The sequence below is a fragment of the Salmonella sp. SAL4457 genome (assembly GCF_046548235.1).
GTDB classification, from domain to species: domain Bacteria; phylum Pseudomonadota; class Gammaproteobacteria; order Enterobacterales; family Enterobacteriaceae; genus Salmonella; species Salmonella enterica.
In genome coordinates this window covers 53,294-80,039 of record NZ_JBGDZO010000003.1, presented here as the reverse complement: position 1 = coordinate 80,039, position 26,746 = coordinate 53,294, and the positions used below count along the sequence as shown (strand labels likewise).

22 protein-coding genes and 1 pseudogene are annotated in these 26,746 nt (G+C 53.2%); 6 read left to right on the top strand and 17 right to left on the bottom strand.

The genetic code is table 11. From position 1 onward, the window contains the following. Nucleotides 1–93 precede the first annotated feature (93 nt). The 5 genes from asnB to nagB form a co-directional block, all read right to left on the bottom strand. The gene (asnB, locus tag ACLJNW_RS11490; protein ID WP_000337034.1) at nucleotides 94–1,758 is read right to left on the bottom strand and encodes an asparagine synthase B; all 1,665 of its coding nucleotides are present in this window, start codon (nucleotides 1,756–1,758) and stop codon (nucleotides 94–96) included. A gap of 289 nt (nucleotides 1,759–2,047) precedes the next feature. Beyond that, complete coding sequence (gene nagD / locus ACLJNW_RS11485) at nucleotides 2,048–2,800, bottom strand: ribonucleotide monophosphatase NagD (protein ID WP_000153143.1); 753 nt, start codon at nucleotides 2,798–2,800, stop codon at nucleotides 2,048–2,050. A gap of 46 nt (nucleotides 2,801–2,846) precedes the next feature. After that, a complete protein-coding gene (gene nagC / locus ACLJNW_RS11480) occupies nucleotides 2,847–4,067 on the bottom strand; it encodes a DNA-binding transcriptional regulator NagC (RefSeq protein WP_000187578.1) in 1,221 nt (406 codons plus the stop codon). Nucleotides 4,068–4,071: 4 nt separating this feature from the next. Continuing rightward, a complete protein-coding gene (gene nagA / locus ACLJNW_RS11475) occupies nucleotides 4,072–5,226 on the bottom strand; it encodes an N-acetylglucosamine-6-phosphate deacetylase (RefSeq protein WP_000271186.1) in 1,155 nt (384 codons plus the stop codon). Between the two features lie 59 nt (nucleotides 5,227–5,285). Next, complete coding sequence (nagB, locus tag ACLJNW_RS11470) at nucleotides 5,286–6,086, bottom strand: glucosamine-6-phosphate deaminase (RefSeq protein WP_001237059.1); 801 nt, start codon at nucleotides 6,084–6,086, stop codon at nucleotides 5,286–5,288. Between the two features lie 326 nt (nucleotides 6,087–6,412). On the opposite strand from nagB, the gene nagE reads away from it, so the two are divergent. The 4 genes from nagE to chiQ all read left to right on the top strand — a co-directional run bounded on the left by nagE (nucleotide 6,413) and on the right by chiQ (nucleotide 12,483). Further along, the gene (gene nagE / locus ACLJNW_RS11465; protein WP_001023068.1) at nucleotides 6,413–8,365 is read left to right on the top strand and encodes a PTS N-acetyl glucosamine transporter subunit IIABC; all 1,953 of its coding nucleotides are present in this window, start codon (nucleotides 6,413–6,415) and stop codon (nucleotides 8,363–8,365) included. A gap of 210 nt (nucleotides 8,366–8,575) precedes the next feature. Beyond that, on the top strand, nucleotides 8,576–10,243 hold the full coding sequence (gene glnS / locus ACLJNW_RS11460; RefSeq protein ID WP_001287181.1) for a glutamine--tRNA ligase: 1,668 nt from the start codon (nucleotides 8,576–8,578) through the stop codon (nucleotides 10,241–10,243). A gap of 451 nt (nucleotides 10,244–10,694) precedes the next feature. Further along, complete coding sequence (gene chiP / locus ACLJNW_RS11455) at nucleotides 10,695–12,101, top strand: chitoporin ChiP (RefSeq protein ID WP_001258803.1); 1,407 nt, start codon at nucleotides 10,695–10,697, stop codon at nucleotides 12,099–12,101. A 49-nt stretch (nucleotides 12,102–12,150) separates the two neighbouring features. After that, on the top strand, nucleotides 12,151–12,483 hold the full coding sequence (chiQ, locus tag ACLJNW_RS11450; protein WP_000722260.1) for a ChiQ/YbfN family lipoprotein: 333 nt from the start codon (nucleotides 12,151–12,153) through the stop codon (nucleotides 12,481–12,483). A gap of 48 nt (nucleotides 12,484–12,531) precedes the next feature. Here the strand turns inward: chiQ and tcuC are convergent, their stop codons facing one another. The 9 genes and pseudogenes from tcuC to ybfF all read right to left on the bottom strand — a co-directional run bounded on the left by tcuC (nucleotide 12,532) and on the right by ybfF (nucleotide 20,167). After that, the gene (gene tcuC, locus ACLJNW_RS11445; protein ID WP_000057014.1) at nucleotides 12,532–13,836 is read right to left on the bottom strand and encodes a tricarballylate/proton symporter TcuC; all 1,305 of its coding nucleotides are present in this window, start codon (nucleotides 13,834–13,836) and stop codon (nucleotides 12,532–12,534) included. 50 nt (nucleotides 13,837–13,886) lie between these two features. Beyond that, nucleotides 13,887–15,026 carry a tricarballylate utilization protein TcuB gene (tcuB, locus tag ACLJNW_RS11440; RefSeq protein WP_020839477.1) on the bottom strand — a complete coding sequence of 380 codons (1,140 nt, stop codon included), beginning with the start codon at nucleotides 15,024–15,026 and terminating at the stop codon, nucleotides 13,887–13,889. Then, nucleotides 15,013–16,416 carry an FAD-dependent tricarballylate dehydrogenase TcuA gene (gene tcuA / locus ACLJNW_RS11435; RefSeq protein WP_000228705.1) on the bottom strand — a complete coding sequence of 468 codons (1,404 nt, stop codon included), beginning with the start codon at nucleotides 16,414–16,416 and terminating at the stop codon, nucleotides 15,013–15,015. The genes tcuB and tcuA overlap by 14 nt, the downstream gene beginning before the upstream one ends. Nucleotides 16,417–16,513: 97 nt before the next feature. Then, nucleotides 16,514–17,440, bottom strand: a complete 927-nt coding sequence (tcuR, locus tag ACLJNW_RS11430; RefSeq protein WP_000423371.1) for a tricarballylate utilization LysR family transcriptional regulator TcuR — start codon at nucleotides 17,438–17,440, stop codon at nucleotides 16,514–16,516. Between the two features lie 114 nt (nucleotides 17,441–17,554). Next, a complete protein-coding gene (gene fur / locus ACLJNW_RS11425; RefSeq protein WP_000131699.1) occupies nucleotides 17,555–18,007 on the bottom strand; it encodes a ferric iron uptake transcriptional regulator in 453 nt (150 codons plus the stop codon). Then, a pseudogene (locus ACLJNW_RS11420) lies at nucleotides 18,000–18,085 on the bottom strand (ryhB-regulated fur leader peptide). The gene fur and the pseudogene ACLJNW_RS11420 overlap by 8 nt, the downstream one beginning before the upstream one ends. 203 nt (nucleotides 18,086–18,288) lie before the next feature. Further along, the gene (gene fldA / locus ACLJNW_RS11415) at nucleotides 18,289–18,819 is read right to left on the bottom strand and encodes a flavodoxin FldA (RefSeq protein ID WP_001018620.1); all 531 of its coding nucleotides are present in this window, start codon (nucleotides 18,817–18,819) and stop codon (nucleotides 18,289–18,291) included. A gap of 150 nt (nucleotides 18,820–18,969) precedes the next feature. Beyond that, nucleotides 18,970–19,263: a LexA regulated protein gene (ybfE, locus tag ACLJNW_RS11410; protein ID WP_001040939.1), complete on the bottom strand. Its 294-nt coding sequence runs from the start codon at nucleotides 19,261–19,263 to the stop codon at nucleotides 18,970–18,972. Between the two features lie 133 nt (nucleotides 19,264–19,396). After that, nucleotides 19,397–20,167: an esterase gene (ybfF, locus tag ACLJNW_RS11405; protein ID WP_000773245.1), complete on the bottom strand. Its 771-nt coding sequence runs from the start codon at nucleotides 20,165–20,167 to the stop codon at nucleotides 19,397–19,399. Nucleotides 20,168–20,351: 184 nt separating this feature from the next. Between ybfF and seqA the strand changes: the two genes are divergently transcribed. Together seqA and pgm are read left to right on the top strand one after the other, a co-directional pair. Then, the gene (gene seqA, locus ACLJNW_RS11400) at nucleotides 20,352–20,894 is read left to right on the top strand and encodes a replication initiation negative regulator SeqA (RefSeq protein WP_000848395.1); all 543 of its coding nucleotides are present in this window, start codon (nucleotides 20,352–20,354) and stop codon (nucleotides 20,892–20,894) included. Between the two features lie 24 nt (nucleotides 20,895–20,918). Continuing rightward, a complete protein-coding gene (gene pgm / locus ACLJNW_RS11395) occupies nucleotides 20,919–22,559 on the top strand; it encodes a phosphoglucomutase (alpha-D-glucose-1,6-bisphosphate-dependent) (RefSeq protein WP_023204349.1) in 1,641 nt (546 codons plus the stop codon). Nucleotides 22,560–22,673: 114 nt separating this feature from the next. On the opposite strand, the gene ACLJNW_RS11390 is transcribed toward pgm, so the two are convergent. The 3 genes from ACLJNW_RS11390 to speF all read right to left on the bottom strand — a co-directional run bounded on the left by ACLJNW_RS11390 (nucleotide 22,674) and on the right by speF (nucleotide 26,738). Beyond that, the gene (locus ACLJNW_RS11390) at nucleotides 22,674–23,159 is read right to left on the bottom strand and encodes a pyridoxamine 5'-phosphate oxidase family protein (protein WP_023204348.1); all 486 of its coding nucleotides are present in this window, start codon (nucleotides 23,157–23,159) and stop codon (nucleotides 22,674–22,676) included. A gap of 64 nt (nucleotides 23,160–23,223) precedes the next feature. Next, entirely contained in the window at nucleotides 23,224–24,543 is a 1,320-nt protein-coding gene (gene potE, locus ACLJNW_RS11385; RefSeq protein ID WP_000042658.1) for a putrescine-ornithine antiporter, read from the bottom strand. Next, complete coding sequence (speF, locus tag ACLJNW_RS11380) at nucleotides 24,540–26,738, bottom strand: ornithine decarboxylase SpeF (protein ID WP_001292402.1); 2,199 nt, start codon at nucleotides 26,736–26,738, stop codon at nucleotides 24,540–24,542. The genes potE and speF overlap by 4 nt, the downstream gene beginning before the upstream one ends. Nucleotides 26,739–26,746 lie beyond the last annotated feature (8 nt).

Genomic DNA, 26,746 nt, shown 5'->3' with positions numbered 1-26,746 from the left:
GCAATATTCGGCAATTATTGGTTATTAATCGTTTTTCCGAAAGTGGTTTGCTATAAAAAAAGAGCCCCTAGGGGCTCTTTCGTCATCGTTAATTTACTGGTACGCCGACTGATGCACGCCGACCGCGCGGCCTGACGGGTCATCCATCGTTTTGAATGCTTCATCCCACTCAATGGCTTTGGCGGAAGAACAGGCCACGGACGGGCCGCCGGGTACGCATTCCGCCGCGCTCGGCACCGGGAACAATTCTTCAAAAATTTCCCGGTACAAGTACGCCTCTTTAGACGACGGCGTGTTGTATGGAAAGCGGAAGCGGGCGGTTTCCAGTTGTTGATCGGAAATCTGTTTCGCCGCCACTTCTTTCAGCGTATCGATCCAGCTGTAGCCTACGCCGTCAGAGAACTGCTCTTTCTGACGCCACGCGACGCTTGCTGGCAGATAAGACTCGAAGCACTCGCGCAGCACGTGTTTTTCCATCTTGCCGTTGCCGCACATTTTATCCTGTGGGTTGATACGCATCGCCACGTCGAGGAATTTTTTATCCAGGAACGGTACGCGCGCTTCCACGCCCCAGGCGGACATCGCTTTGTTGGCGCGGGCGCAGTCATACATATGCAGCGCCTGTAGCTTACGGACCGTCTCTTCATGTAACTCTTTGGCGTTCGGCGCTTTATGGAAGTACAGGTAGCCGCCAAACACCTCATCGGAACCTTCGCCGGAGAGCACCATTTTGATGCCCATCGCTTTGATCTTACGCGACATCAGATACATCGGCGTTGAGGCGCGGATAGTGGTCACGTCATAGGTTTCAATGTGATAGATAACATCACGAATGGCATCAAGGCCTTCCTGCACGGTGAAGTGAATTTCATGGTGCACGGTGCCGAGGTGGTTAGCCACTTCCTGGGCCGCCTTCAGGTCAGGCGAACCTTCCAGACCGACCGCAAAAGAGTGCAACTGTGGCCACCAGGCTTCGGAGCGCTCCTGATCTTCGACGCGACGGGCGGCGAATTTTTTGGTGATTGCCGAAATAACCGACGAGTCCAGACCGCCGGAGAGCAGCACGCCATAGGGCACGTCGGACATCAGGTGGCTTTTCACGGATTCTTCCAGCGCCTGGCGCAGCGCGTTTTTGTCGGTGACGTTGTCTTTTACCGCATCGTAATCGAACCAGTCGCGCTGATAGTACTGACGAATTTCGCCGTCTTTGCTCCACAGGTAGCTGCCCGCCGGGAACTCTTTAATGGTGCGGCAGACCGGGGTCAGCGCTTTCATTTCTGACGCTACGTAGAAGTTGCCGAATTCGTCATAGCCCATATAGAGCGGAATAATACCGATATGGTCACGACCAATCAGATAAGCGTCTTTTTCGCTGTCATACAGGGCGAAGGCGAACATCCCCTGTAAATCGTCAAGGAAATCCGGCCCTTTTTCCTGATACAGCGCGAGAATAACTTCGCAGTCGGAGCCTGTCTGGAACGCGTAACGATCGCCATACTCCGCGCGTAACGTCTGATGGTTATAAATTTCACCGTTCACCGCCAGTACGTGGGTTTTTCTGGCGTTATACAGGGGCTGGGCGCCAGCGTTAACATCAACAATCGACAAGCGTTCATGTGCGAGAATCGCGTTATCGCAAGCGTAGATGCCGGACCAGTCCGGGCCGCGATGGCGCATCAGGCGTGACAGTTCAAGGGCTTTTTTACGCAGTTCCGCTGCATCTGTTTTGATATCGAATACGCCGAAAATAGAACACATAGCCTTCTCCGTTAATCTGTTGCGTCGTACTTTTTGTATTTGCTTGACTAAAAAATGCCGCAAAGGCGTGGAAGGCGCAAGGGGATTACGGTCTGAAAAATGAAAAATGCAATCGTCATTGTTGATTAGTGAAAAATGATTACGTATTGCGCGGATTTATTGATGGATCTTCAGTTTTATCGTGGTTTAATTGAATTATGTTTTTCCTGATGACGTTTCGCTTATCAGGCCTACAATGTTGTTCGAACCGTAGGCCTGAAAGCGGCGCGTCATCGGGCAGGGGACAGGTTTAGATAACGTCTATCTCGGCGACGGAAGGGTAAATCCAGCTTGGGCGGAACGGCATACTGTCAATATCATTGATTGTTGATACGCCTGAAAGCACCAGAATGGTCTCCAGACCGGCCTGGAACCCCGCCAGAATGTCGGTGCGCAGGTTGTCGCCGACGATAACGGTCTCTTCCGAGTGCGCCTGCATTTTGTTTAACGCCGCGCGGATGATCCACGGGCTGGGTTTGCCGACATAAAATGGCTTCCGGCCGGAAATTTTTTCAATGCCTGCGCACAGCGCGCCGCAGGCCGGATAAAAGCCGCGACCGTGAGTATCCGGGTTGGTGGCGATAAAGCGCGCGCCATTGGCGACGAAAAATGCCGCTTTATGCATCATGTCCCAGTTGTAGGAGCGGGTCTCTCCAACGATGACAAAATCAGGGTTCACATCGGTAATAGTAAAACCCGCTTTATAGAGCTCGTGAATGAGCGCGCCTTCGCCCACGACATACGCTTTCTTACCTTCCTGACGGCGCAGAAAATCGGCTGTCGCCATTGCTGACGTATAAAACACGCTGTCCGGCACGTTAACGCCAGCGGTAGCAAAACGGTTCGCCAGATCCTGGCCGGTTTGCGACGGGTAATTGGTCAGCAGCACCAGCGGCAGACCTTTTTCCAGAATCCCCGTCAGAAATTCCGCCGCACCGGGTACGGCTACGTTGTCGTGCATCAGCACGCCGTCGATATCGCAGATTACATTCTTGATGGTCATGAACTACCCAGGGAATTTGTGAATAATCCGATACTATAAGAGCGCATCAACTTTCCAGCAAACGTTGCAGCAATGTTCCGTTGAGCATGGCGCGTTTAACTAAGGCAAATGCGCCGATAGCAGAACGGTGATCCAGCGTGGAGCGTACCACCGGCAAATTTTTGCGAAATGCCTTTAACGCCTGCGTATTGATACAGCTTTCGATAGCGGGCAACAGGACTTTATCGGCTTCAATGATCTCGCCGGCAATGACGATTTTTTGCGGGTTAAACAGGTTGATAGCAATGGCGATCGTTTTGCCCAAATGGCGACCAACATGCTCAATGACTTCCGAGGCCAGGCTGTCGCCCCGGTTTGCCGCCTTACAGATGGTTTTAATCGTGCAGTCGTCAAGCGGAACACGGCTTTGATACCCTTGTTTAAGCAAATTCAGCACCCGTTGTTCAATCGCCGCATTGGCGGCAATGGTTTCCAGACAGCCGAAATTACCGCAGTGGCAGCGCTCGCCCAGCGGCTCCACCTGAATATGCCCAATTTCACCGACGTTGCCGTTACGGCCAATGAAGATGCGTCCGTTGGAGATAATCCCGGCGCCTGTACCACGATGAACGCGCACCAGAATCGAGTCCTCGCAATCCTGACTGGCGCCGAAGTAGTGTTCCGCCAGCGCCAGGCTACGGATATCGTGTCCCACGAAACAGGTAACGTGAAACCGTTTTTCCAGCGCTTCAACCAGTCCCCAGTTTTCAACCTGAATGTGCGGCATGTAACGAATCACGCCGCTTTCCGGATCGACAAGCCCTGGCAGTATCACCGAGATAGCGATCAATTCACGAATTTTACGCTGACAGCTATCAATAAAGACGGCGATAGTGTTGAGCAGCGCATGTTCCAGCGTCTCCTGGGTGCGCTCCGGCAGCGGATAATGCTCCTCAGCGACCACTTTACTGCTCAGATCGTAGAGCGTTAAAGTGGTGTCATGACGGCCCAGGCGAACGCCAATGGCATGGAAGTTGCGGGTTTCCGTGACGATAGAGATAGCGCGGCGGCCTCCGGTAGAGGCCTGCTGATCGACTTCTTTGATCAGCCCGCGTTCAATGAGTTGACGCGTAATTTTCGTTACGCTGGCGGGGGCAAGCTGGCTTTGCTCGGCAATTTGTATGCGCGAGATAGGACCATGCTGGTCAATCAGGCGGTAAACGGCCGCGCTGTTAAGCTGTTTTACGAGATCAACGTTACCTATCTGAGCTTGTCCGCCTGGTGTCATATTCTCACTTACTCAAGTCAACGACCTCGTCACCATTAACGATGGTCTTGATAATTTTAAAATCGTGGGTGAACGCGGTCAGGTTGGCGACTTTACCCGGCGCAATGCTACCGAGATGTTTATCAACGCCGATAGCGCGTGCCGGATAGAGCGTTGCCATGCGCAGCACTTCATCCAGCGCGATGCCGCAATGCGCGACCAGGTTGCGTACGCCTTCAATCATGGTTAAGGACGAACCGCTCAACGTACCGTTTTCATCCACACACAGTCCATTACGGTAGTATATTGTTTTACCTGCGAAAATGAACTGCTCAATATTGGCCCCCGCCGGTGCGGTGGCGTCTGTCACCAGACAAAGTTTGTCGCCTTTCAGGCGTTTGGCATTGCGAATGTTGGCGTAGTCGACATGCAGACCATCGGCGATAACGCCGCAATAAATATCCGCTTCGTCCAGAACAGCGCCAGCAAGGCCCGGCTCACGCCCTGTAATGTACGGCATCGCGTTAAACAGGTGAGTCGCAAAAGTAATCCCGGCGCGGAAGCCTGCTTTCGCCTCTTTTAACGTCGCGTTGGAGTGACCTGCGGAAACCACAATGCCCGCATTCGCCAGTTTAGCGATTACGTCGGCAGGCACCATTTCCGGCGCGAGAGTGACTTTGGTGATGACGTCGGCATTATCGCATAAGAAATCGACCAGCGCAGCGTCTGGTTTACGCACGAAATCAGGATTATGGGTGCCTTTTTTTACCAGATTAAGCCAGGGGCCTTCCAGGTGGAGACCTAGCGCCTGGTGCGGATGTTTTTCCAGGTATTCGCGCATGACGCGAATGCCCTGTTTCATCAATTCGTCGCTGGTAGTGATAAGCGTTGGCAGAAAGTTAGTACAGCCCGATTTTTCATTGGCTTTCTGCATAATTTCCAGCGTTTCAACGCTGACGGCTTCTGCGGTATCGTTAAACTGCACGCCGCCGCAGCCGTTTAGCTGCACATCAATAAAACCGGGGGAGAGAATGGCCCCATTCAATGAGCGTTGTTCTATTCCCGGCGGCAGTTCGGCCATCGGACAAACGCGGTCAATCAGGCCATTAGCGACAACAAGCGCATGGTCATCAAGAATTTCGTGACCGGTAAAGATCCGGCCCTGGGTTAAAGCATACATTCCGACCCCCGATATCAAAAATTTACCGCCCCGCATTGACTGGCGGGGCGGAGATAACATTACAGACCTTTAATATTCTCTGCTTCTAATTCATTGAAATATTTCAATGTTTTAACTTTAAGTTCCATTGTGGAAGGCTCATCGCATACCACAACCGCTTTCGGATGGAGTTGCAGGCAGCTAATGGTCCACATGTGGTTGACGTTGCCTTCAACCGCCGCCTGCAGCGCCTGGGCTTTCTGATGGCCCAGCACCAGAATCATCACTTCTTCCGCATCCAGCAGCGTACCCACGCCTACCGTCAGCGCGTATTTCGGCACCTGGTTTACGTCGCCGTCAAAGAAGCGGGAGTTCGCTACGCGAGTATCATGGGTTAACGTTTTGATACGGGTACGGGAAGCCAGGGAAGACGCCGGTTCGTTAAAGGCGATGTGACCGTCGTTGCCGACGCCGCCCATAAACAGATGGATTTTACCGTAAGAACGAATTTTTTCTTCATATTGACGGCATTCCGCATCGATATCCGGTGCGTTACCGTTGAGAAGATTGATGTTTTCTGCTGGAATATCAACGTGATCGAAAAAGTTACGATGCATAAAGCTGTGGTAGCTTTCCGGGTGCTCTTTCGGCAGGCCAACATATTCGTCCATATTAAAGGTGACCACATGCTTAAAGCTGACCTCGCCCGCTTTGTGCATCTCAACCAGCGCTTTGTACGCCGTTAGCGGCGTGCCGCCGGTAGGCAGTCCAAGGACAAACGGACGATCGGCGGTCGGTTTGAACGCATTAATACGGTTAACGATATGGCGAGCAGCCCATTTGCCAACCTGTTCTGCGGTACTCAGGGGGATCAGTCTCATTCTTCACCTCAATAATCAATGTCAAAATTTGGCGGATCGTATTAAGCGTAACCTGGATATCCAGGGTTCGTGTTCAATCCGTCCTGATTTTTTGAATCATAAAATAAGTTTTCCGTGTTAGCCAGTGGATGGTGGGGGTAATTACGATATTTAGTGATTATAATCACAAAAAACACCCGTTTAATTTGCGAGGCGAATTAATTTTCCACACACTCTGCAGAAGATGATCTCACCGTTCGATTACAGAACATCACGTTTTTAACGTTTGCAGCACAATAAAAAACGGCTTCAAAGAAGCCATATCGGCGTCTCGTAGGGGGAATAAGATGAATATTTTAGGTTTTTTCCAGCGGCTGGGTAGGGCGTTGCAGCTCCCTATCGCCGTGTTGCCGGTGGCAGCGTTGTTGCTGCGATTCGGCCAACCAGATTTGCTGAATATGCCGTTTATCGCGCAAGCGGGCGGGTCTATTTTCGATAACCTGGCGCTGGTTTTCGCTATCGGCGTGGCCTCCAGTTGGTCTAAAGATAGCGCGGGCGCGGCAGCGCTGGCGGGAGCCGTGGGCTACTTCGTCATGACCAAAGCGATGGTGACGATTAACCCGGAAATCAACATGGGCGTGCTGGCGGGGATTATTACCGGTCTGGTCGGCGGCGCGGTTTATAATCGCTGGTCTGGTATCAAACTGCCTGATTTTCTCAGTTTCTTCGGTGGAAAACGTTTTGTGCCGATCGCAACGGGCTTTTTCTGTCTGGTGCTGGCCGCTATTTTCGGTTACGTCTGGCCGCCGGTACAGCATGGCATCCATGCGGGCGGTGAATGGATCGTTTCCGCAGGCGCGCTGGGTTCCGGTATCTTTGGCTTCATCAACCGTCTGCTGATCCCCACCGGTCTGCATCAGGTACTGAACACCATCGCCTGGTTCCAGATTGGCGAATTCACCAATGCCGCAGGCACTGTATTCCACGGCGACATCAACCGCTTCTATGCTGGCGACGGCACGGCGGGGATGTTTATGTCCGGCTTCTTCCCGATCATGATGTTTGGTCTGCCGGGCGCCGCTCTGGCGATGTATTTCGCCGCGCCGAAAGAACGTCGTCCGATGGTGGGCGGTATGCTGCTGTCTGTCGCGATCACCGCGTTTCTGACCGGCGTAACCGAGCCGCTGGAATTCCTGTTTATGTTCCTGGCGCCGCTGCTGTACCTCCTGCACGCCATTTTGACCGGTATCAGCCTGTTCGTCGCGACGCTGCTGGGTATCCATGCGGGCTTCTCTTTCTCGGCAGGCGCTATTGACTATGTTCTGATGTATAACCTGCCAGCGGCCAGCAATAACGTCTGGATGTTGCTGGTGATGGGCGTTGTATTCTTTATCATCTACTTCCTGCTGTTCAGCGCGGTTATTCGTATGTTTAACCTGAAAACGCCGGGCCGCGAAGATAAAGTTGATGAGATGGTAACGGAAGAAGCCAACAGCAACACCGAAGAAGGGTTAACGCAACTGGCGACCAGCTATATTGCTGCGGTTGGCGGTACGGACAACCTGAAAGCGATCGATGCGTGTATTACCCGTCTGCGCCTGACCGTGAATGACTCTGCTCGCGTTAACGATGCGGCCTGCAAACGCCTCGGCGCTTCCGGCGTGGTGAAACTGAACAAACAGACCATTCAGGTTATTGTGGGCGCGAAAGCGGAATCGATTGGCGATGAAATGAAGAAAGTGGTGGCGCGGGGACCGGTCGCGGCAGCGTCTGCTGATGCGGCTCACGTTGCGACACCTGCTCCGGCGGCCAAACCCCAGGCGGTGCCGAATGCGGTGACTATCGCTGAACTGGTCTCTCCGATTACCGGTGAGGTAGTGGCGCTGGATCAGGTACCGGATGAAGCTTTCGCCAGCAAAGCGGTCGGCGACGGCGTGGCGGTGAAACCCACCGATAAAACCGTGGTTTCTCCGGCGGCGGGTACTATCGTGAAAATCTTCAACACTAACCACGCGTTCTGTCTGGAAACCGAAAAAGGCGCGGAGATCGTTGTCCATATGGGTATCGATACCGTCGCGCTGAACGGTCAGGGCTTCAAGCGTCTGGTAGAAGAGGGTGCGGAAGTCACGGCAGGTCAGCCGGTTCTGGAACTGGATCTGGATTTCCTGAATGCCAATGCGCGCTCCATGATAAGCCCGGTTGTTTGCAGCAATAGCGATGACTTCAGCGCTCTGGTCATCAAAGCGGATGGTCACGTGGTAGCGGGTAAAACGCCGCTGTACGAGATCAAGAGCAAATAATCGCTTCCTGGCCGGATAAGGCGTAAGACGCCATCCGGCGATATCACAGGAAACATAAGCGGCAGAGGGAAACCTTCGCCGCTTTTTTTTACCGCAATTAGCCCCAATATTTTCTGCAAAGCCACTTTTTAAGTAACTAAAGGTTGTCAGTCTGTCCGGCTTATAAGATCATATGCCGTTATACGTTGTTTACGCTTTGAGGAATCCACGATGAGTGAGGCTGAAGCCCGCCCGACTAACTTTATTCGTCAGATTATTGATGAAGATCTGGCGAGTGGTAAACATACCACTGTCCATACCCGTTTTCCGCCGGAGCCGAATGGCTATCTGCACATCGGCCACGCGAAATCTATCTGCCTGAACTTTGGCATCGCGCAAGATTATCAGGGCCAGTGCAACCTGCGTTTCGATGACACCAACCCGGTAAAAGAAGATATCGAGTACGTTGATTCGATCAAAAACGACGTCGAGTGGTTAGGCTTTCACTGGTCTGGCGATATTCGCTACTCCTCCGATTACTTTGACCAACTGCACGCCTATGCGGTCGAGCTGATCAATAAAGGCCTGGCCTACGTTGATGAGCTGACGCCGGAGCAGATCCGCGAATACCGCGGTACGCTGACCGCGCCGGGTAAAAACAGCCCGTTCCGCGATCGCAGCGTCGAAGAGAACCTCGCGCTATTTGAAAAAATGCGTACCGGCGGTTTTGAAGAGGGTAAAGCCTGTCTGCGCGCCAAAATCGACATGGCGTCGCCGTTTATCGTGATGCGCGATCCGGTGCTGTATCGCATTAAATTCGCCGAGCATCATCAGACCGGCAACAAGTGGTGCATCTATCCGATGTACGACTTTACTCACTGCATCAGCGATGCGCTGGAAGGCATTACTCATTCTCTGTGTACGCTGGAGTTCCAGGATAACCGTCGTCTGTACGACTGGGTGCTGGACAACATCACCATTCCGGTTCACCCGCGCCAGTACGAATTCTCGCGGCTGAATCTGGAATACACCGTGATGTCCAAGCGTAAGCTGAACCTGCTGGTGACCGACAAACACGTCGAAGGCTGGGATGATCCGCGTATGCCGACTATTTCCGGTCTGCGCCGTCGCGGCTATACCGCGGCCTCCATTCGGGAGTTCTGCAAACGCATCGGCGTCACCAAGCAGGACAACACCATTGAGATGGCGTCGCTGGAATCCTGCATTCGCGAAGATCTGAACGAAAACGCGCCGCGCGCAATGGCGGTAATCGATCCGGTAAAACTGGTTATCGAAAACTACCCGCAGGGTGAGAGCGAAATGGTTACCATGCCTAACCATCCGAATAAACCGGAGATGGGCAGCCGTGAAGTGCCGTTTAGCGGTGAGATCTGGATCGATCGCGCAGATTTCCGCGAAGAAGCGAACAAGCAGTACAAGCGTCTGGTGATGGGCAAAGAAGTACGTCTGCGTAATGCCTACGTCATTAAAGCGGAGCGCGTAGAGAAGGATGCCGAAGGGAATATCACCACCATCTTCTGTACCTATGATGCCGATACGCTGAGTAAAGATCCGGCTGACGGGCGTAAAGTGAAAGGCGTAATCCACTGGGTTAGCGCAGCACATGCGCTGCCGATTGAAATTCGTCTCTACGACCGTCTGTTCAGCGTGCCGAATCCGGGCGCCGCGGAGGACTTCCTGTCCGTTATCAACCCCGAATCATTAGTGATTAAGCAGGGTTATGGCGAGCCGTCGCTGAAAGCGGCGGTAGCAGGGAAAGCTTTCCAGTTTGAACGTGAAGGCTACTTCTGCCTCGACAGCCGCTATGCAACGGCCGATAAGCTGGTCTTTAACCGCACCGTGGGCCTGCGTGATACCTGGGCGAAAGCGGGCGAATAAGCACTGCGCCAACAGGCGAATGCTGTAAAAATACCTTGTCAACGCCGCGTTCTGCGGCGTTTTTTCTCTGCATTTCTAAGTCGATTCTCTTTTTTGCGAGGCGAATTAATTATTTTCTGAAAATTATTGATCTGATAAATGATTATTAATCTAAATGTTATAAGCGTCAGGTCAACAGGAGACAATTATTTTCATACCTATGGAAAACAAGTCAATTTTCTTTCTGGCGGTCTGCTTCCCCCACCAGCAGTCGAATGTAACAGAAAGCAATTAAATATGTGCGGTTGCTCATATTATTACATACTGGTTACAGAAAGAGATTGATAATTCGCATCGCGAAAAATAGTCTATTTAACGTAGTAAATGAGGTTTCTCAGCGCTACTTTTTATTTTTATTTTTTCGCTGTTCGCTTTTGTCGGCAGCAATTTATACGTCAAAGAGGATTAACTTATGCGTACGTTTAGTGGCAAACGTAGTACGCTGGCTCTGGCTATCGCCGGTATCACAGCAATGTCGGGGTGGATCGTTGTTCCGCAGGCGCAAGCCTCCGGCTTTTTCGACGACTCCACGTTAACGGGCGGCATCTATTATTGGCAGCGTGAACGCGATCGCAAAGATGTGACCGACGGCGACAAATATAAAACTAACCTTTCTCATGCGACCTGGAACGCTAACCTGGATTTTCAGTCTGGTTACGCTGCGGATATGTTCGGTCTGGATATCGCGGCGTTTACCGCGATTGAAATGGCAGAAAACGGCGACAGCGGTCATCCAAACGAAATTGCCTTCTCGAAAAAGAATAAAGGCTACGACGAAGACTATTCCGGCGATAAGAGCGGTATCAGTCTTTATAAAGCCGCCGCGAAATTTAAATATGGCCCGGTCTGGGCGCGCGCCGGTTATATTCAGCCTACCGGTCAGACGCTGTTAGCGCCGCACTGGAGTTTTATGCCGGGTACCTATCAGGGTGCGGAAGCTGGCGCCAGTTTTGACTATGGCGATGCGGGCGCGTTAAGTTTTTCCTACATGTGGACTAACGAATATAAAGCGCCGTGGCATACCGAAATGGATAAGTTTTATCAGGCGGATAAAAAAACCAATGTAGATTATCTCCACTCCATCGGCGCGAAGTACGACTTCAAAAATGATCTGGTGCTGGAAGCGGCGTTTGGTCAGTCCGAAGGCTATGTCGATCAATATTTCGCGAAGGCCAGCTATAAATTTGATTTAGGCGGCAATCCGTTCACCACCAGTTACCAGTTCTACGGCGCGCGCGACAAAGTAGACGATCGCAGCGTGAATGATATTTACGACGGTACGGCCTGGCTGCAGGCGTTGACCTTCGGCTACAAAGTCGCGGAAGTGGTTGACCTGCGTCTGGAAGGCACCTGGGTGAAAGCGGACGGTCAGCAGGGCTATTTTCTGCAACGTATGACGCCAACCTACGCCTCTTCAAACGGTCGTCTGGATATCTGGTGGGATAACCGCTCCGACTTTAACGCTAACGGTGAAAAGGCGGTTTTCTTCGGCGCGATGTATGACCTGAAAAACTGGAATCTGCCGGGCTGGGCTGTGGGCGCGTCTTATGTTTACGCCTGGGATGCTAAACCGGCAACCTGGCAAAGTAACCCGGATGCTTACTACGACAAAAACCGCACTATCGAAGAGTCCTCATACAGTCTGGATGCGGTCTATACCCTGCAGGAAGGGCGTGCCAAAGGCACCATGTTCAAACTGCACTTCACCGAATATGACAACCACTCCAATATTCCAAGCTGGGGCGGTGGTTACGGCAACATCTTCCAGGATGAACGTGACGTGAAATTTATCGTTATTGCGCCATTCACTATTTTCTGATGTCAGATGCGGCAGGCTGCCGGTCTGCCGCGCTGTTGAGGAACGACCTATGAAAAAAATTTTACTCATCGCCAGCATGACCGCCGGTTTGACGGCCTGCGCGTCATCACCCGCGCCGGAAGAAGATAGCCGGCTGAAAGAGGCGTACAGCGCCTGTATCAATACCGCACAGGGCTCGCCTGAGAAGATAGAGGCCTGCCAAAGCGTACTGAATGTCCTTAAAAAAGAGCGCAAACATCAGCAATTTGCTAACGAAGAAAGCGTGCGGGTACTGGACTATCAGCAGTGCATTCAGGCGACGCGCACGGGTAACGATCAGGCGGTCAAGGCTGACTGCGATAAGGTCTGGCAGGAAATTCGCAGCCATAATAACGTGCAATAAAACCCTGCCTTGCCACCCACGGGCGAATGTTTTCCGCCCGTGGTTTTTTCAGGCTTTATTTTCTGCCGCGATATAGCCGCGACTCAGACGTACAAACAGCATCGCCGTCGCGGCAAGTCCACATAACGCTGCGCACATCAGCCACCAGCCGGGCGAGCTTTTATCGCCGGTTAACTTTACCAGCGCGGTAGAGATGGCCGGCGTCAGGCCGCCAAAAATTGCCGTCGCCAGGCTAAAGGCCAGCGAGAAACCAACGGTACGCACATAGACTGGCATCACTTCGGTTAACGCCGCGACCATTGCGCCGTTATACATGCCAAAAAAGAAAGAGAACCACAGCAGTACCAGCGTCATGCGGGTAAAGTCGGGCGCGGCGGTCAGCCACTGCATGACGGGCCAGGTGGTGATCAGCGCCAGCAACGTAATGCCCATTAACACGGCGCGACGGCCAATCCGGTCGGAAATCGCGCCGCCAATGGGTAACCAGATAAAATTGGACACCCCCACTAACATGGTGACGATCAAACTGTCCCGCGCGCTGAGATTAAGCACGGTTCTGCCATAGGTCGGCGTATAAACGGTGATAAAATAAAACGTTGTGGTGGTCATCGCCACCAGCAGCGTTCCGGCCGTAATAATGCGCCAGTTTTTGGCGATAGTTGCAAAAATTTCCCTGGTGTCGGGGCGATGCTTGCGTTGTAAAAACGCCTCTGTTTCTTGTAATGAACGACGTAAAACAAAAATCAGCGGAATGATCATACAGCCGATAAAGAACGGAATTCGCCAGCCCCACTCCGATATCGCGTCGTGTCCCAGCGTGATATTCAGGCTATAACCAATCAACGCGGCGACAACGATCGCGACCTGCTGACTGGCGGATTGCCAGCTGGTATAAAACCCTTTATTGCCTGGCGTTGCGATTTCGGACAGATAGACCGAGACGCCGCCTAACTCAACGCCCGCAGAAAATCCTTGTAATAACCGGCCCAGCAGCACCAACGCAGGCGCTGCCAGGCCGATCGTTTGGTAGCCGGGGACGAGGGCGATGAGCAACGTACCGCAGCCCATAATCGCCAGCGTCACCATCAGCCCTTTACGACGTCCGATTCTGTCAATATAGGCACCAAGCACAATCGCGCCGACGGGGCGCATTAAAAAACCGGAGCCAAAGACGGCAAAGGTCAACATTAATGAGGCAAATTCGCTTTCCGCCGGAAAAAACGTTCTGGCGATATAGGTGGCGTAAAATCCGAACAAGAAAAAATCAAACTGTTCAAGAAAATTGCCGCTTGTCACGCGCAGTATTGCGCCGAACGTGCCGGCGCGCGATGTTGCAGGTGTGTGTTGTGCCATAGGGTTTGCTCTCCACTGTCTTTATTGTTTTATGGGTAAGATGTTGCGGGTCAGTTGCCTGTATCCCCCGCATGTTTTCCGCGTCGCTTCTCAACTGCCCATTTGAGTAAGGCCGCGCAGCGGAAAAATCCGTGGGCGAATTTTCCGTAGGGAAGAGTGAGAAAGAGCGCCATCACCACGCCTAAATGGAGCGCCAGCAGTATGCCCATTCCGCTGGTGTCTCTGCCTGCCAGCAGCGCCAGCCCGGTAAGACTGGTTAAGAACAGCAGCAGAATAAAGCCGCGATCCATGGGTTTCTGGCGCACATCGCCATGTAACGGCGACCGCCGCAGATTGAGCCACAGTAGCCCGGCCGGGCCGATAAGCAGACCGATACCGCCCAGCGTGCCGAGCATGACCGGCAGGCTAAAGAACGGGTAGGGCGCTTCCCAACCGGCGACGTAGTGATAGCCCGTCGCCACGACCGTGGCGGCAAAACAGAGCATAAAACCGTAGAAGGTAAAGTGATGAAAGCGACGGCGCAGCAGCGTGAACGCATCGTCCGCTTCGTTACAGCCTTTGCCGTGACCGCCGTCGAGATATTTCAGCGTTAACGCATTGTGCGACGCTTCCGCAATCTCCGCCGAACGCGGTACACCCGGCGAGATCTCACGCCAGAAGCGAATTACGCCCGCCATAAGCAAACCGATTGCCAGCACAAAAACTGAGCCAAACATCCATGCCAGCAGGCTATGCGGAAAAATTTGATAGAAGTCACCGGCCAGCGGCGGATGAATCAGCGACCCTTTCAGCGCCATCGCCAGTAATAAAAAGAGCGTCAGACCGACTATCAGCGCCAGCGCGACGGTGATCCCCGCCCGACGGTATAACGCGCCAAAAGCCGCGGGCTGGGCATACTGTTGATACGTCTCCAGGCGGGCTTGTGCCATCGCTTTCGGCACGTTAATGGCAAATTCATGGGGCGGCGCGTACTGGCACGCGTGCAGGCAGGCGCCGCAGTTATGACATAAATTCGCCAGATAATGAATATCGGCTTTACCGAATTCGAGCCGCTGGGTCATCGCCGGAAATACCGCGCAAAAACCTTCGCAGTAGCGACACGCGTTACACACTTGCATGACGCGTTCGACCTCGGCTTCCGGTTCGGTAAGCACGGTGGCCTCAATGATTAATTTTTCAAGCTGTTTCATGCTGCGCCTCCTTGTGCGCCGCGCGGGCGGCTTCTATTCCCGCAATGCGGCCAAAGGTTGTGCCGATAGACATGCCTACGCCTGCGGTATACCCCTTGCCCAGAACATTTCCTGCCATCATCTCGCCGGCAACAAACAGGTTGCGGCTTGGATGACCGGCAAAATGCACCGCGGCACGTTCGTTAACTTTCAGACCCAGGTAGGTAAACGTGATGCCGGGTCGCAGCGCATAACCGTAGTAGGGCGGCGCATCAAGCGGGCGCGCCCAGTGGGTTTTCGCCGGCGTCAGGTTTTTAGTAGCGCAGTCATCAAGCAAGGTATGATCAAAATGACCGGGCTGGCAGGCCTGGTTATACTGCGTGACAGTATGGGTAAATTTTTCCGCGTCCAGCCCCAACTGGCAGGCCAGCTCAGCCAGCGTATTGGCCTGCGCGCCAGGAAAAACCGGCGGCATAAAGTGGCCGATGGCTTTGCTGTCAATAATCGAATAGCCAATTTGTCCTGGCTGTTGAGCAACCAGCCGCCCCCAAATGGCGTAACGCTTCGGCCAGAAATCTTCGCCTTCATCATAAAAACGTTCGGCGTCGCGATTCACGACAATACCCAGCGATACGCAATCCACGCGAGTACAAATACCGCCGTCGTACAGCGGCGCCCTGGCATCAATCGCTACGCAGTGCGACTGGGACGGATCGCCAATGATATCCGCGCCGGCATCCATCATAAATTTGAGTAATACGCCCTGGTTAAAACGCGTGCCGCGAATCAGGAAATTATCCGCGGGCCATTCGCCGCGGGCGTTTTCTCCCCAGGCCTCCCGCAGCCATTCACGGTTTGATTCGAAACCGCCAGCCGCTAATACGCAGGCTTTGGCGGTAATCCGTTCGCTACCCGCCAGAGCTGCCACGAATTCGCCGTCATGAAGTTCAAGCGCGTGAACCGGCGTGTTATAGCGAATCTGTACGCCCAGCCGTTCGGCGCTACGGTAATAGGCATTGACGAGCGCTTTCCCTCCGCCCATAAAAAACGCATTGGTGCGCGCAACGTGGAGCGCCCCAGATAGTGGCGGTTGAAAGTTAACGCCATGTTTGCGCATCCAGTCGCGGCATTGCGAAGAGGTGCGAATGACCAGCCGCGCCAGCGCCTCGTTGGTGTTGCCGTCGGTGACTCGCCACAGATCCTGCCAGAATTCCTCTTCAGGATAGCTTTCTACCAGCACATCCTGCGGCGCATCATGCATACAGCGCAGGTTTCGTGTGTGCTGAGAATTTCCGCCGCGCCATTCCCGCGGGGCAGCCTCCAGCAGCAGAACCGATGCGCCCGCTTCCCGTGCGGTCAGGGCGGCGCATAATGCGGCATTGCCTCCGCCTATCACCAGTACATCAACCATCTTATACTCCCGTACCATTTAACTATTTGTTAAATTTGTAATTGAAATGTATACGGATAAATAAGCGGCGCGCTATCAGGTAGCGCTAAACAGGGGTTTAGTAAGCGTAAAGGGTTGCGCCTGGCCATTCACCGGCGTCGACTAACTGACGCATAACTTTGGTAAGGACTACTCTGGCGGCAAGGCCGGCGGGCGTCAGTTCATCATCCGACAGGCTGACTAAAAAATTGGGGCGGCTGAGTACCGGATTATGGACGCCGATCACGCGTAGCGCGTCGTTATCCAGATGAGAAATCGCCGCGCCGGGCTGCAACGTGGCGCCAAGACCGTCGCGCACGGCGCGCATCAACAACGCCAGGCCGTCAATTTCCGCGACGATTTCAACATTAAGCGCATGTTCCTGGCAGACAGCGTCCAGCCTGCCGCGCAGCCCATGTCCCTGGCTTGGCATAATGAGCGGAATGCCTGCCAGTTGTTCAGGTGTGATCGGGTTATCAGGAAGCGCCGCCAGCAGGGCATGGGAGCCAATCAGAAAAAGCTGTTCTTCAAGGATCGGTCTGGCGCTCCAGCGCAGGATTTTATCTTTTTGAAAGACAACGGCTAAATCAATCTGGCGGGTATTGATCATTCTTTCCAGATTACCGGACAAGCTTTCCACCACATGCAGTCGGACATCGGCATAGTTTTCCTGCATGGCATGGATAAACGGTATACCCAGTATGGAGGCGGTACTGGGGGCCATTCCTACGCTCACATGACCGGAAAGGCGCGCTTCTCTGGCGGCGAGAATCGCGTCGTCGGCATGACGCAGGGCGAGTTGCGCCTGTGAATAAAAGGCCAGCCCGGCGTTGGTTGGCGTTACGCCGCGCGAGGTGCGCTGCAGCAGACGGATGGCGAGCTCGTTTTCCAGACGGGACATCTGTTGACTCAATGCTGAAACGCCAATATCAAGATCCTGTGCGGCGCTGCCCATACTGCCGGTTTCAATAATACGCACGAAATAGCGTAACTGGCGAAGCTCCATTCCTGCTCTCCTGAGATGCGATAGCGTTTTTTACATTAAATCAACATCAAGCGGCAGGAAAGAGGAGGATATAAAAAAGCCAACCGGGCGGTTGGCTCTTCGAAAGATTTACACTTATTTAGTCGCGTCATCGTGCGCGTGCTCGTCTTCGCGGCAGTCGCCTTCAGCGCAGTGGCCGTAAAGATAGAGGCTGTGATTAGTTAAACGAATACCGTGTTTCGCCGCAATTTCACGCTGGCGCGCTTCAATAGAGTCATCACTAAATTCAATCACTTTTCCGCAGTCAAGGCAGATAAGATGGTCGTGATGATGCTGTTGCGTCAGTTCAAAAACGGATTTACCGCCTTCAAAATTATGGCGGGTCACGATACCGGCATCGTCAAACTGGTTCAGCACACGGTATACGGTTGCCAGACCGATTTCTTCACCCATGTCGATCAGGCGTTTGTATAAATCTTCCGCACTGACGTGATGGTTATCTGGTTCCTGAAGAACTTCCAGAATTTTTAAACGAGGAAGCGTTACTTTCAGGCCAGCCTTCTTTAATGCGGTATTGTTGTCAGTCATGCGGAATCTGTCCTGTTGCTAAACGATTCACTTCATTAGAGAAGTGACAGAAATTGCACTCAAGATAATGCGTATCATTATAGGACTGCCATGCCGAAATGAAAACCGCAAGTCTCTCGCAGATGTTAATAAAACTGTGGTTTTGCCTGCAAATTCTGGCGCCACCTGATTACACCCGGACATTGTACAGGGATGGGTGCGAAAGTTACAAATTTGTAGCAATTATTTTGATTGGTCTTGTCTATTGATGCGGCGCAGATATAACGCTGCGCCGCATAAGATTAGGCGTTGAGGATGTCGTCGAGGTGCAATTCAGCCGAAATTTGCTTAACCCATTTTTCAACACGCTCGGCGGTCAGTTCAGGCTGACGGTCTTCGTCAATCGCCAGACCGACAAAATGATCGTCGTCAGCCAGACCTTTAGAGGCTTCAAAATGATAGCCTGCGGTTGGCCAGTGACCCACAATCGTGGCGCCGCGCGGCTCAATAATGTCGCGAATCGTGCCCAGCGCATCACAGAAGTATTCCGCGTAGTCTTCCTGATCGCCACAGCCAAACAGCGCCACCAGCTTACCGTTAAAGTCAATCTCTTCGAGAGTCGGGAAGAAGTCATCCCAGTCACATTGCGCTTCGCCATAGTACCAGGTTGGGATGCCCAGCAGCAGAATGTCGTACCCTTCCAGGTCTTCTTTACTGCTTTTTGCAATGTCATGCACATCGGCAACGTCTTTACCAAGCTGTTTTTGAATCATTTTTGCGATATTTTCGGTATTACCGGTGTCGCTGCCGAAAAAGATGCCAGTGATTGCCATGAGTAAAATAACCTCTTGAAACTTATTGAAATGGTGGTGGCGAACTGCCCACGGATAAGGGCAATCATAGCAGAACAGGCAGATATGCGGAAACAGCAATCACGCGGGACTGCACGCTCTGCTACACGAAATATGAAACAAAACTTATTTTCAGACTAAACCCTGGCCGCGCAGCGCCATAAGCTGCTTCATTAATATTTCTTCAATGAGCTCGCTGCGGCTAATGTTGCGCGCTTCGGCCAGCTCATTCAGCGCGTCAACCGCTTGTGCGTTGAGTTTTAATTCGACACGCTTGAGGCCACGAACTTTGTCGCGTTTTAACTGGTTGCGCTTGTTGATGCGTAACTGTTCATCGCGCGAAAGCGGATTCGTTTTAGGTCGTCCCGGGCGACGCTCGTGCGCGAACAGATCTAATGTCGTACGGTCCGTTTGTTCTTTGGCCATGATTTTGGTGACTTCGGGGGAAACAATCAGCCAGGCTTATGCCCGGATGGATAGCGCGCCATCATACATCAGCGAGGAAGCGACGCCAACGCCCGCGCGCGTAATCGCGCACAGGCGATGAGTTTTTAATCAGTTAGCGTTTATCGTGCAGATAACGGCGGATGGCGCGCAGAACCGCCTCTGGTTTTTCGGCATGTACCCAGTGGCCCGCGCCGGCGATCACATGCGCGCGCGCCAAAGGGAATTGCGCCAGCAGCGCGTCGCGGTACGCTTCGGTCACGTACGGCGAGTTACCGCCTGGAATAAACAGCGCCGGATGTTCCCAGGGCGGAATGGTTTCCCAGCCGACGATATGCGGATACTGCTCCCATAATACCGGAACATTAAAACGCCATTCGCCTTCAGCCCAGGATTTTAACAGAAACTGGATCACGCCTTCTTCGTTGAGGTGTTGGCGCATAATCCCTGCCGCCTGTTGGCGGGATGTCGCGTCGGATTCGCTGACGGCATTAATGGCCGCGAAAATGCGATCGTGGCGGCGAACGTGATAATCCACGGGGGCGATATCAATCGCGACCAGACGATCGATGCGATCGGGCGCCAGCGCCGTCAGCGCCATTACCGCTTTTCCGCCCATGGAATGACCAATAAACGTCGCTTTTTCAATCTGCTGCGCGTCAAGCGTATCCAGAAGATCCTGGGCCATTGCCGGATAATCCATGACCGGATCGCGCGGCGATAAACCATGATTGCGCATATCGACCTGAATAATGTCGTGATCGGTCACCAGATCCCGCGCCAGTACGCCGAGGTTGTCCAGGCTGCCAAACAGACCATGAACGAGAACGATGGGGGAATTATTGTGCAGGTTTTGTGCAGATTGCGCTCGGATGTTTAATTTCATGGCAAAGTTCTTTTTTTCGCTCTGTCGGGTTAGGGTATTATGTTGACCATTCTGCCACTGGGCTGCAACCTCTAAGGTTTACTCCGAGTTTTTTTGTCAGCCGGGCTTAACGCTATCCGCTGTTGGGATTTGTTCCTATAATCCCAATGACTTGTATTCAGCAAAGACATCGCACTGGATTAAGATGAAAACGATTGAAGTTGATGATGAACTCTATAGCTATATTGCCAGCCACACCAAGCATATCGGCGAGAGCGCATCCGACATTTTACGGCGTATGTTGAAGTTTTCCGCCACGACACAGCCAACGGCTTCAGCGGTGAAGGGGACGCCTGCGGCGCAACCCGTTGCCGAAGCGAAACCGGTCAACCCGGTAAAAGACAAAGTTCGCGCGATGCGTGAGCTGTTGTTGTCTGACGAATATGCCGAGCAGAAAAAAGCGGTCAACCGCTTTATGCTGATTCTGACTACACTCTATTCACTGGATCACCACGCGTTTGCGGAGGCGACGGAGTCGTTGCATGGCCGCACGCGCGTCTATTTTGCGGCGGATGAACAAACGCTGCTGAAAAATGGGAATCAAACTAAACCTAAGCACGTTCCCGGCACGCCGTACTGGGTGATCACCAACACCAACACCGGCCGTAAATGCAGCATGATCGAACACATCATGCAGTCAATGCAATTCCCGGCGGAATTGATTGAAAAGGTTTGCGGAACAATTTAATCCTTGCATTAGAAGGACCAGGCAATGGCAATCCACAACCGCGCAGGACAACCCGCGCAACAGAGTGATTTGATTAACGTCGCCCAACTGACGGCGCAGTATTATGTACTGAAACCGGAGGCAGGGAATGCAGAACATGCCGTGAAATTTGGCACTTCCGGCCATCGCGGCAGCGCAGGTCGTCACAGTTTCAACGAACCGCATATTCTGGCGATCGCCCAGGCGATTGCTGAAGAGCGGGCGAAAAATGGCATTACCGGCCCCTGCTATGTGGGGAAAGACACCCATGCGCTCTCGGAACCGGCCTTCATTTCCGTGCTGGAAGTGCTGGCGGCAAACGGCGTAGACGTTATCGTGCAGGAAAATAATGGCTTTACGCCAACGCCTGCCGTGTCAAATGCTATCCTGGTCCATAACAAAAAAGGCGGCCCGCTGGCTGATGGTATTGTCATTACGCCGTCGCACAACCCGCCGGAAGATGGCGGTATTAAATATAATCCGCCCAATGGCGGCCCGGCGGATACCAACGTCACTAAAGTGGTAGAAGATCGCGCCAATGCGCTGCTGGCGGGCGGCTTGCAAGGCGTTAAGCGCATCTCTCTGGATGCGGCAATGGCCTCGGGCCACGTTAAAGCGGTAGATCTGGTACAGCCGTTTGTCGAAGGGCTGGCGGATATCGTTGATATGGCGGCGATTCAGAAAGCCGGTCTGACGCTGGGTGTCGATCCGCTGGGCGGCTCCGGTATTGAATACTGGAAACGTATCGCTGAGCATTACAAACTTAACCTGACGTTAGTTAACGATCAGGTTGATCAAACCTTCCGCTTTATGCACCTTGATAAAGACGGCGCGATCCGTATGGATTGCTCCTCCGAATGTGCGATGGCGGGTTTGCTGGCGCTGCGTGACAAGTTTGACCTGGCCTTCGCCAACGACCCGGACTACGACCGTCATGGCATCGTGACGCCTGCAGGGCTGATGAACCCGAACCATTATCTGGCGGTCGCCATTAACTATCTGTTCCAGCATCGTCCGCTGTGGGGCAAAGACGTGGCTGTCGGTAAAACGCTGGTCTCTTCCGCGATGATTGACCGCGTGGTGAATGACTTGGGACGCAAGCTGGTGGAAGTGCCGGTAGGCTTCAAATGGTTTGTTGACGGTTTGTTCGACGGCAGCTTTGGTTTCGGCGGGGAAGAGAGCGCGGGCGCTTCGTTCCTGCGTTTCGACGGTACGCCGTGGTCTACCGATAAAGACGGGATCATCATGTGCCTGCTGGCGGCGGAAATCACCGCCGTTACCGGGAAAAACCCGCAAGAGCATTACAATGAACTGGCAGCGCGTTTTGGCGCCCCGAGCTATAACCGTCTGCAGGCGAGCGCGACCTCCGTGCAGAAAGCGGCATTGTCTAAACTGTCTCCGGAAATGGTGAGCGCCAGCACGCTGGCAGGCGACCCGATCACCGCGCGTCTTACCGCAGCGCCGGGTAATGGCGCATCGATTGGCGGCCTGAAGGTAATGACCGATAACGGCTGGTTCGCCGCGCGTCCATCCGGTACGGAAGACGCTTACAAGATCTATTGCGAAAGCTTCCTGGGGGAAGAACATCGCAAGCAGATTGAGAAAGAAGCCGTTGAAATCGTTAGCGAAGTATTGAAAAACGCCTGATGGGCGATATGGAAGAAAAAGGAGCCTTACGGCTCCTTTTTTGTATTAACGGCGCTGCGCTTATCAGGCCTGTAAACCGCCTCCAGGCCGGATAAGGCGCTTGTGATATCTGACTTATTCGCTCTGAGTCGCCAGATGTCGGCGGCAGGTGAGGGCGTCGCATTCAATACGCACCACGCAAACCGCTTTCATCATATCTTCCCGATAACTGAAGGTTTTTCCCGGATCGGTCTGACGCATAATGACGTCCAGGCCGTAGCGCATCTCCTCGCGTGTTTGCAATATCGATGCCAGTCCGGTGGCGAAAACGCTGGTGTAGGCGTAGCTATAATCACAGGGGTCATCGGCACGTAGTAATGCATGGTCGCCGTCCATTTCAATGCATACTGCCGGGTTCTTACGTAACAGACGCATCTTTTTCCCGGTGCGTGCGCCGTGAAAATAAAATATCCAGCGTCCGTTCTGATACTCGTAGCCAAAATTTACGGGGACAACATACGGACAGAGATTGTCGTTAAACCCTATCCGACACACTTCGTGTTTACTGAGAATAGCCAGTATTTCTGCTATATCAGTGAGTTCCCGTTCTGGATTACTCATTTCTATTATCTTATTCAAAGTGTGAAAATGCCCGGACTACCGTTACCGCAGCCCGGGCGCGCCATCAGCCGTGTTTATTTTTCAATTCAAAACGCGGTGAGACCAGGCCGTATAACGTCCAGCCGAGGAAGGTCACAATTGAGCCGTACAGCATGGCTTCTTCACCGGAGGAATAGAGCGCGTAGAAGCTATACATGGCACCAACGAAGGCCACGAAGTTAGCGACTTTCGCTTTTGATGACGGCACATTCGCCATTTTCTGAATGATAACCAACGCGGCCATCGACAGAATATACGGAATAATGTTCGTCACCACCGCCAGGTTAACCAGGACGTTAAACTGACTATTCAGCGACGGGCTAATGGTCATCAGCGACAGGCCAGTCTGAATAATCACAATAATCAGCATCCCCTGTACCGGCGCGTCGACTTTCGTTACACGAGAGAAGACTTTCGGGAAATAGCCTTCGTCAGCGGAGGATTTAAAGACCTGGGCGATAGTGAACTGCCAGCCCAGCAGCGAGCCGCAGCAGGACATTACCATCAGCGCCATGATCACTTTACCTACCGCAGGCGTGAACATCTGTGCAAACGCCAGACCAAACGGCGCCGTGGAGTTCGCCAGATCCATGTTCGGCACAATCCCGGCAATCACGTTAGTCGAAACGATATAGATGACCGCCGCGCCCAGCGTACCGCCCAGTACCGCAATGGGGACGTTCTTTTCCGGATTCTCGACCACGTCTGCGTTGGCGCAGGCGGATTCTAGTCCAAGAAATGCCCACAACGTCATGGCGATGGAAGAACCGACCGCGCTAAAGAACGGAACATGGTGCGGGTTCCATGACGCTACGTACATGCTGGGGCTAAACCAGAACCAGCCAATGATGCACAGGCCGACAACCGGAATGATGACGCCCCAAACGGTAACGCTACTGATCTGTCCGGTAATACGCGCGCCGCCAAAGTTTGCGATGGTACAAACCCACAATACGGCGATAGTCGCCAGACCGATCTGGAGCGGCGTCAGCGCGGCGCCGAACAGTTCGGTACCATAGCCGACAGCGGAGATGGCGATAGCCACGTTGGCGATCAGCAGCGAGACGCCGTAGGTATAGTTCGCCATAAAGTTGCCGGATTTACCGAAGGCATATTCGGCGTAACCGCCCATGCCGCCGGATTTACGGCTAAACATACCGCATTTCGCAAACGCCCAGGCCAGTGCCATCGAGCCGACGGCGGTGACCAGCCAGGAGATAATGGATATCGTGCCGACTTCAGACAGTTTGGTCGGTAGCATGATGATCCCGGAGCCCATCATGTTGACCATAGTCAGAATTGTGAGCTGCACGACACCCATTTTATTGGATTTAGGTTTACTCATAATTTTTCCTCCTTCAGCAGGGAGCGCTGCGCGTCACGAGGTTTAATGACGTAGCACCAGACCTGCTTACGGCCGTCGTGTTCTTCGATATAAACGCCCTGCAGTTCAGGCGCAAAGCCCGGCAGCAGGTTGATCCCTTCTTCCAGGGCGCTGAAGTAACGCAGGACAGAACCGCCCCAGATTTCACCCGGAACTACACACAGCACTCCCGGCGGGTAAGGCAGAGCGCCTTCAGCCGCGATACGACCTTCCGCTTCCGGCAGGCGAACCAGTTCGACCTCGCCGCGCAGATAGGCATAGTTGGCCTCTTGCGGATTCATACTGACTTTCGGGAAATGCGATTTACGGAACATCTCTTTTTGCAGCTGTTTCACGTTGTGCCGCGCATAGAGATCGTGCATCTCCTGGCAAAGCTGACGCAGGGTATAGCCGGCATAACGCGCTTCATGCTGTTTGTAGATGGACGGTAATACTTCCGCTAACGGCGCATCAGCTTCCAGCAGTTTTTCGAAACGAGCCAGCAGGGCGACAAGCTGTTGTAACTTCGCCATGTCTTCTGCCGGCGTCAGCAGGAACAGAATGGAGTTGAGGTCGCATTTTTCCGGCACAACGCCGTTCTCGCGCAGGAAGTTGGCGAGGATCGTGGCAGGAACGCCAAAGTCTTCATATTCGCCGCTCGCTGCATTAATGCCCGGTGTGGTGAGCAGCAGTTTGCAAGGGTCGACAAAGTACTGATGTTCGGCATAGCCTTCAAACGCATGCCAGTGTTCTCCCGGAACGAAGTGGAAGAAGCGCAGATCGCTGGCGATCTCTGACGTCGGGTATGACTGCCACGGCTTACCATCAATCAGTTCCGGTACGAACGGACGGATGTGATGACAGTTTTCGAGGATCAATTTACGGGCATCGATGCCGTTAACCACGCAATCCATCCACATATTGCGACCGCTGACGCCTTCGTGCATTTTGGCGTTAACGTCCAGCGCGGCGAACAGCGGATAGAACGGGCTGGTGGAGGCGTGCATCATAAAGGCGTTGTTCATGCGCTTATGCGGAACGTAGCGCGATTGCCCTTTGATATGGCTATCTTTTTTATGGATCTGCGAGGTCTGGGAGAAACCGGCTTGTTGTTTATGAACGGACTGCGTCACCAGAATACCCGGATCGTTTTCGTTCAGTTCCAGCAGCAGCGGCGAACAATCGGCCATCATCGGAATAAATTGTTCATAGCCGACCCAGGCGGAGTCAAACAGGATGTAGTCGCACAGATGACCAATTTTATCAACGACCTGACGGGCGTTATAAATGGTACCGTCGTAGGTGCCTAACTGGATGACGGCCAGACGGAATGGACGTGCTTCGCGGGCACGCTGCGGCGCGACTTCGCTAATCAGCTCGCGCAGGTAATCTTCTTCGAAGCAGTGAGCGTCGATCCCGCCGATAAAACCATACGGGTTACGCGCGGTTTCCAGATAAACTGGCGTTGCGCCCGCCTGCAATAATGCGCCGTGGTGGTTAGATTTGTGGTTGTTACGGTCAAACAGTACCAGATCGCCCGGCGTTAACAGCGCGTTGAGTACGACTTTGTTAGAGGAGGAGGTCCCGTTCAGCACAAAGTAGGTCTTATCGGCGTTAAAGACTTTCGCCGCATGTTGCTGCGCAATGCAAGGCGCGCCTTCGTGAATCAGCAGATCGCCCATCGCCACGTCCGCGTTGCATAGGTCGGAGCGGAAGAGCGTTTCGCCAAAGTATTCCACGAACTGATTACCGGCAGGATGACGGCGGAAGAATTCGCCGCCCTGATGCCCCGGGCAGTCAAATGCGCTGTTGCCCTGGTTGACATAATCCACCAGCGCGCGGAAAAACGGCGGACGTAACTGCGTTTCGTAGTGGCTTGCTGCGGTTTCCAACTGGCGACCATAGAAGGCAGTACGGGATTCATTATATTCGAATACACCAGAGATACGCGGCAAATACTCAGGCGGTACGCGCCCTTCGTCATGAGTCGCGACAAACACGGGAATACCGTAACCCGTTGCGTCGATTTCATCGAGTTTTCCGTGTTCAATGTCGTCAATGGATAACACGATGGCAGCCACGTCGATGAAACGACTCTCATCAACATTTACAATATTACGGTGTGTAGAAAAACAATCCGGGCAATGACGGCTAACGGCAATTTTTAATTCTGACATTTTTCATC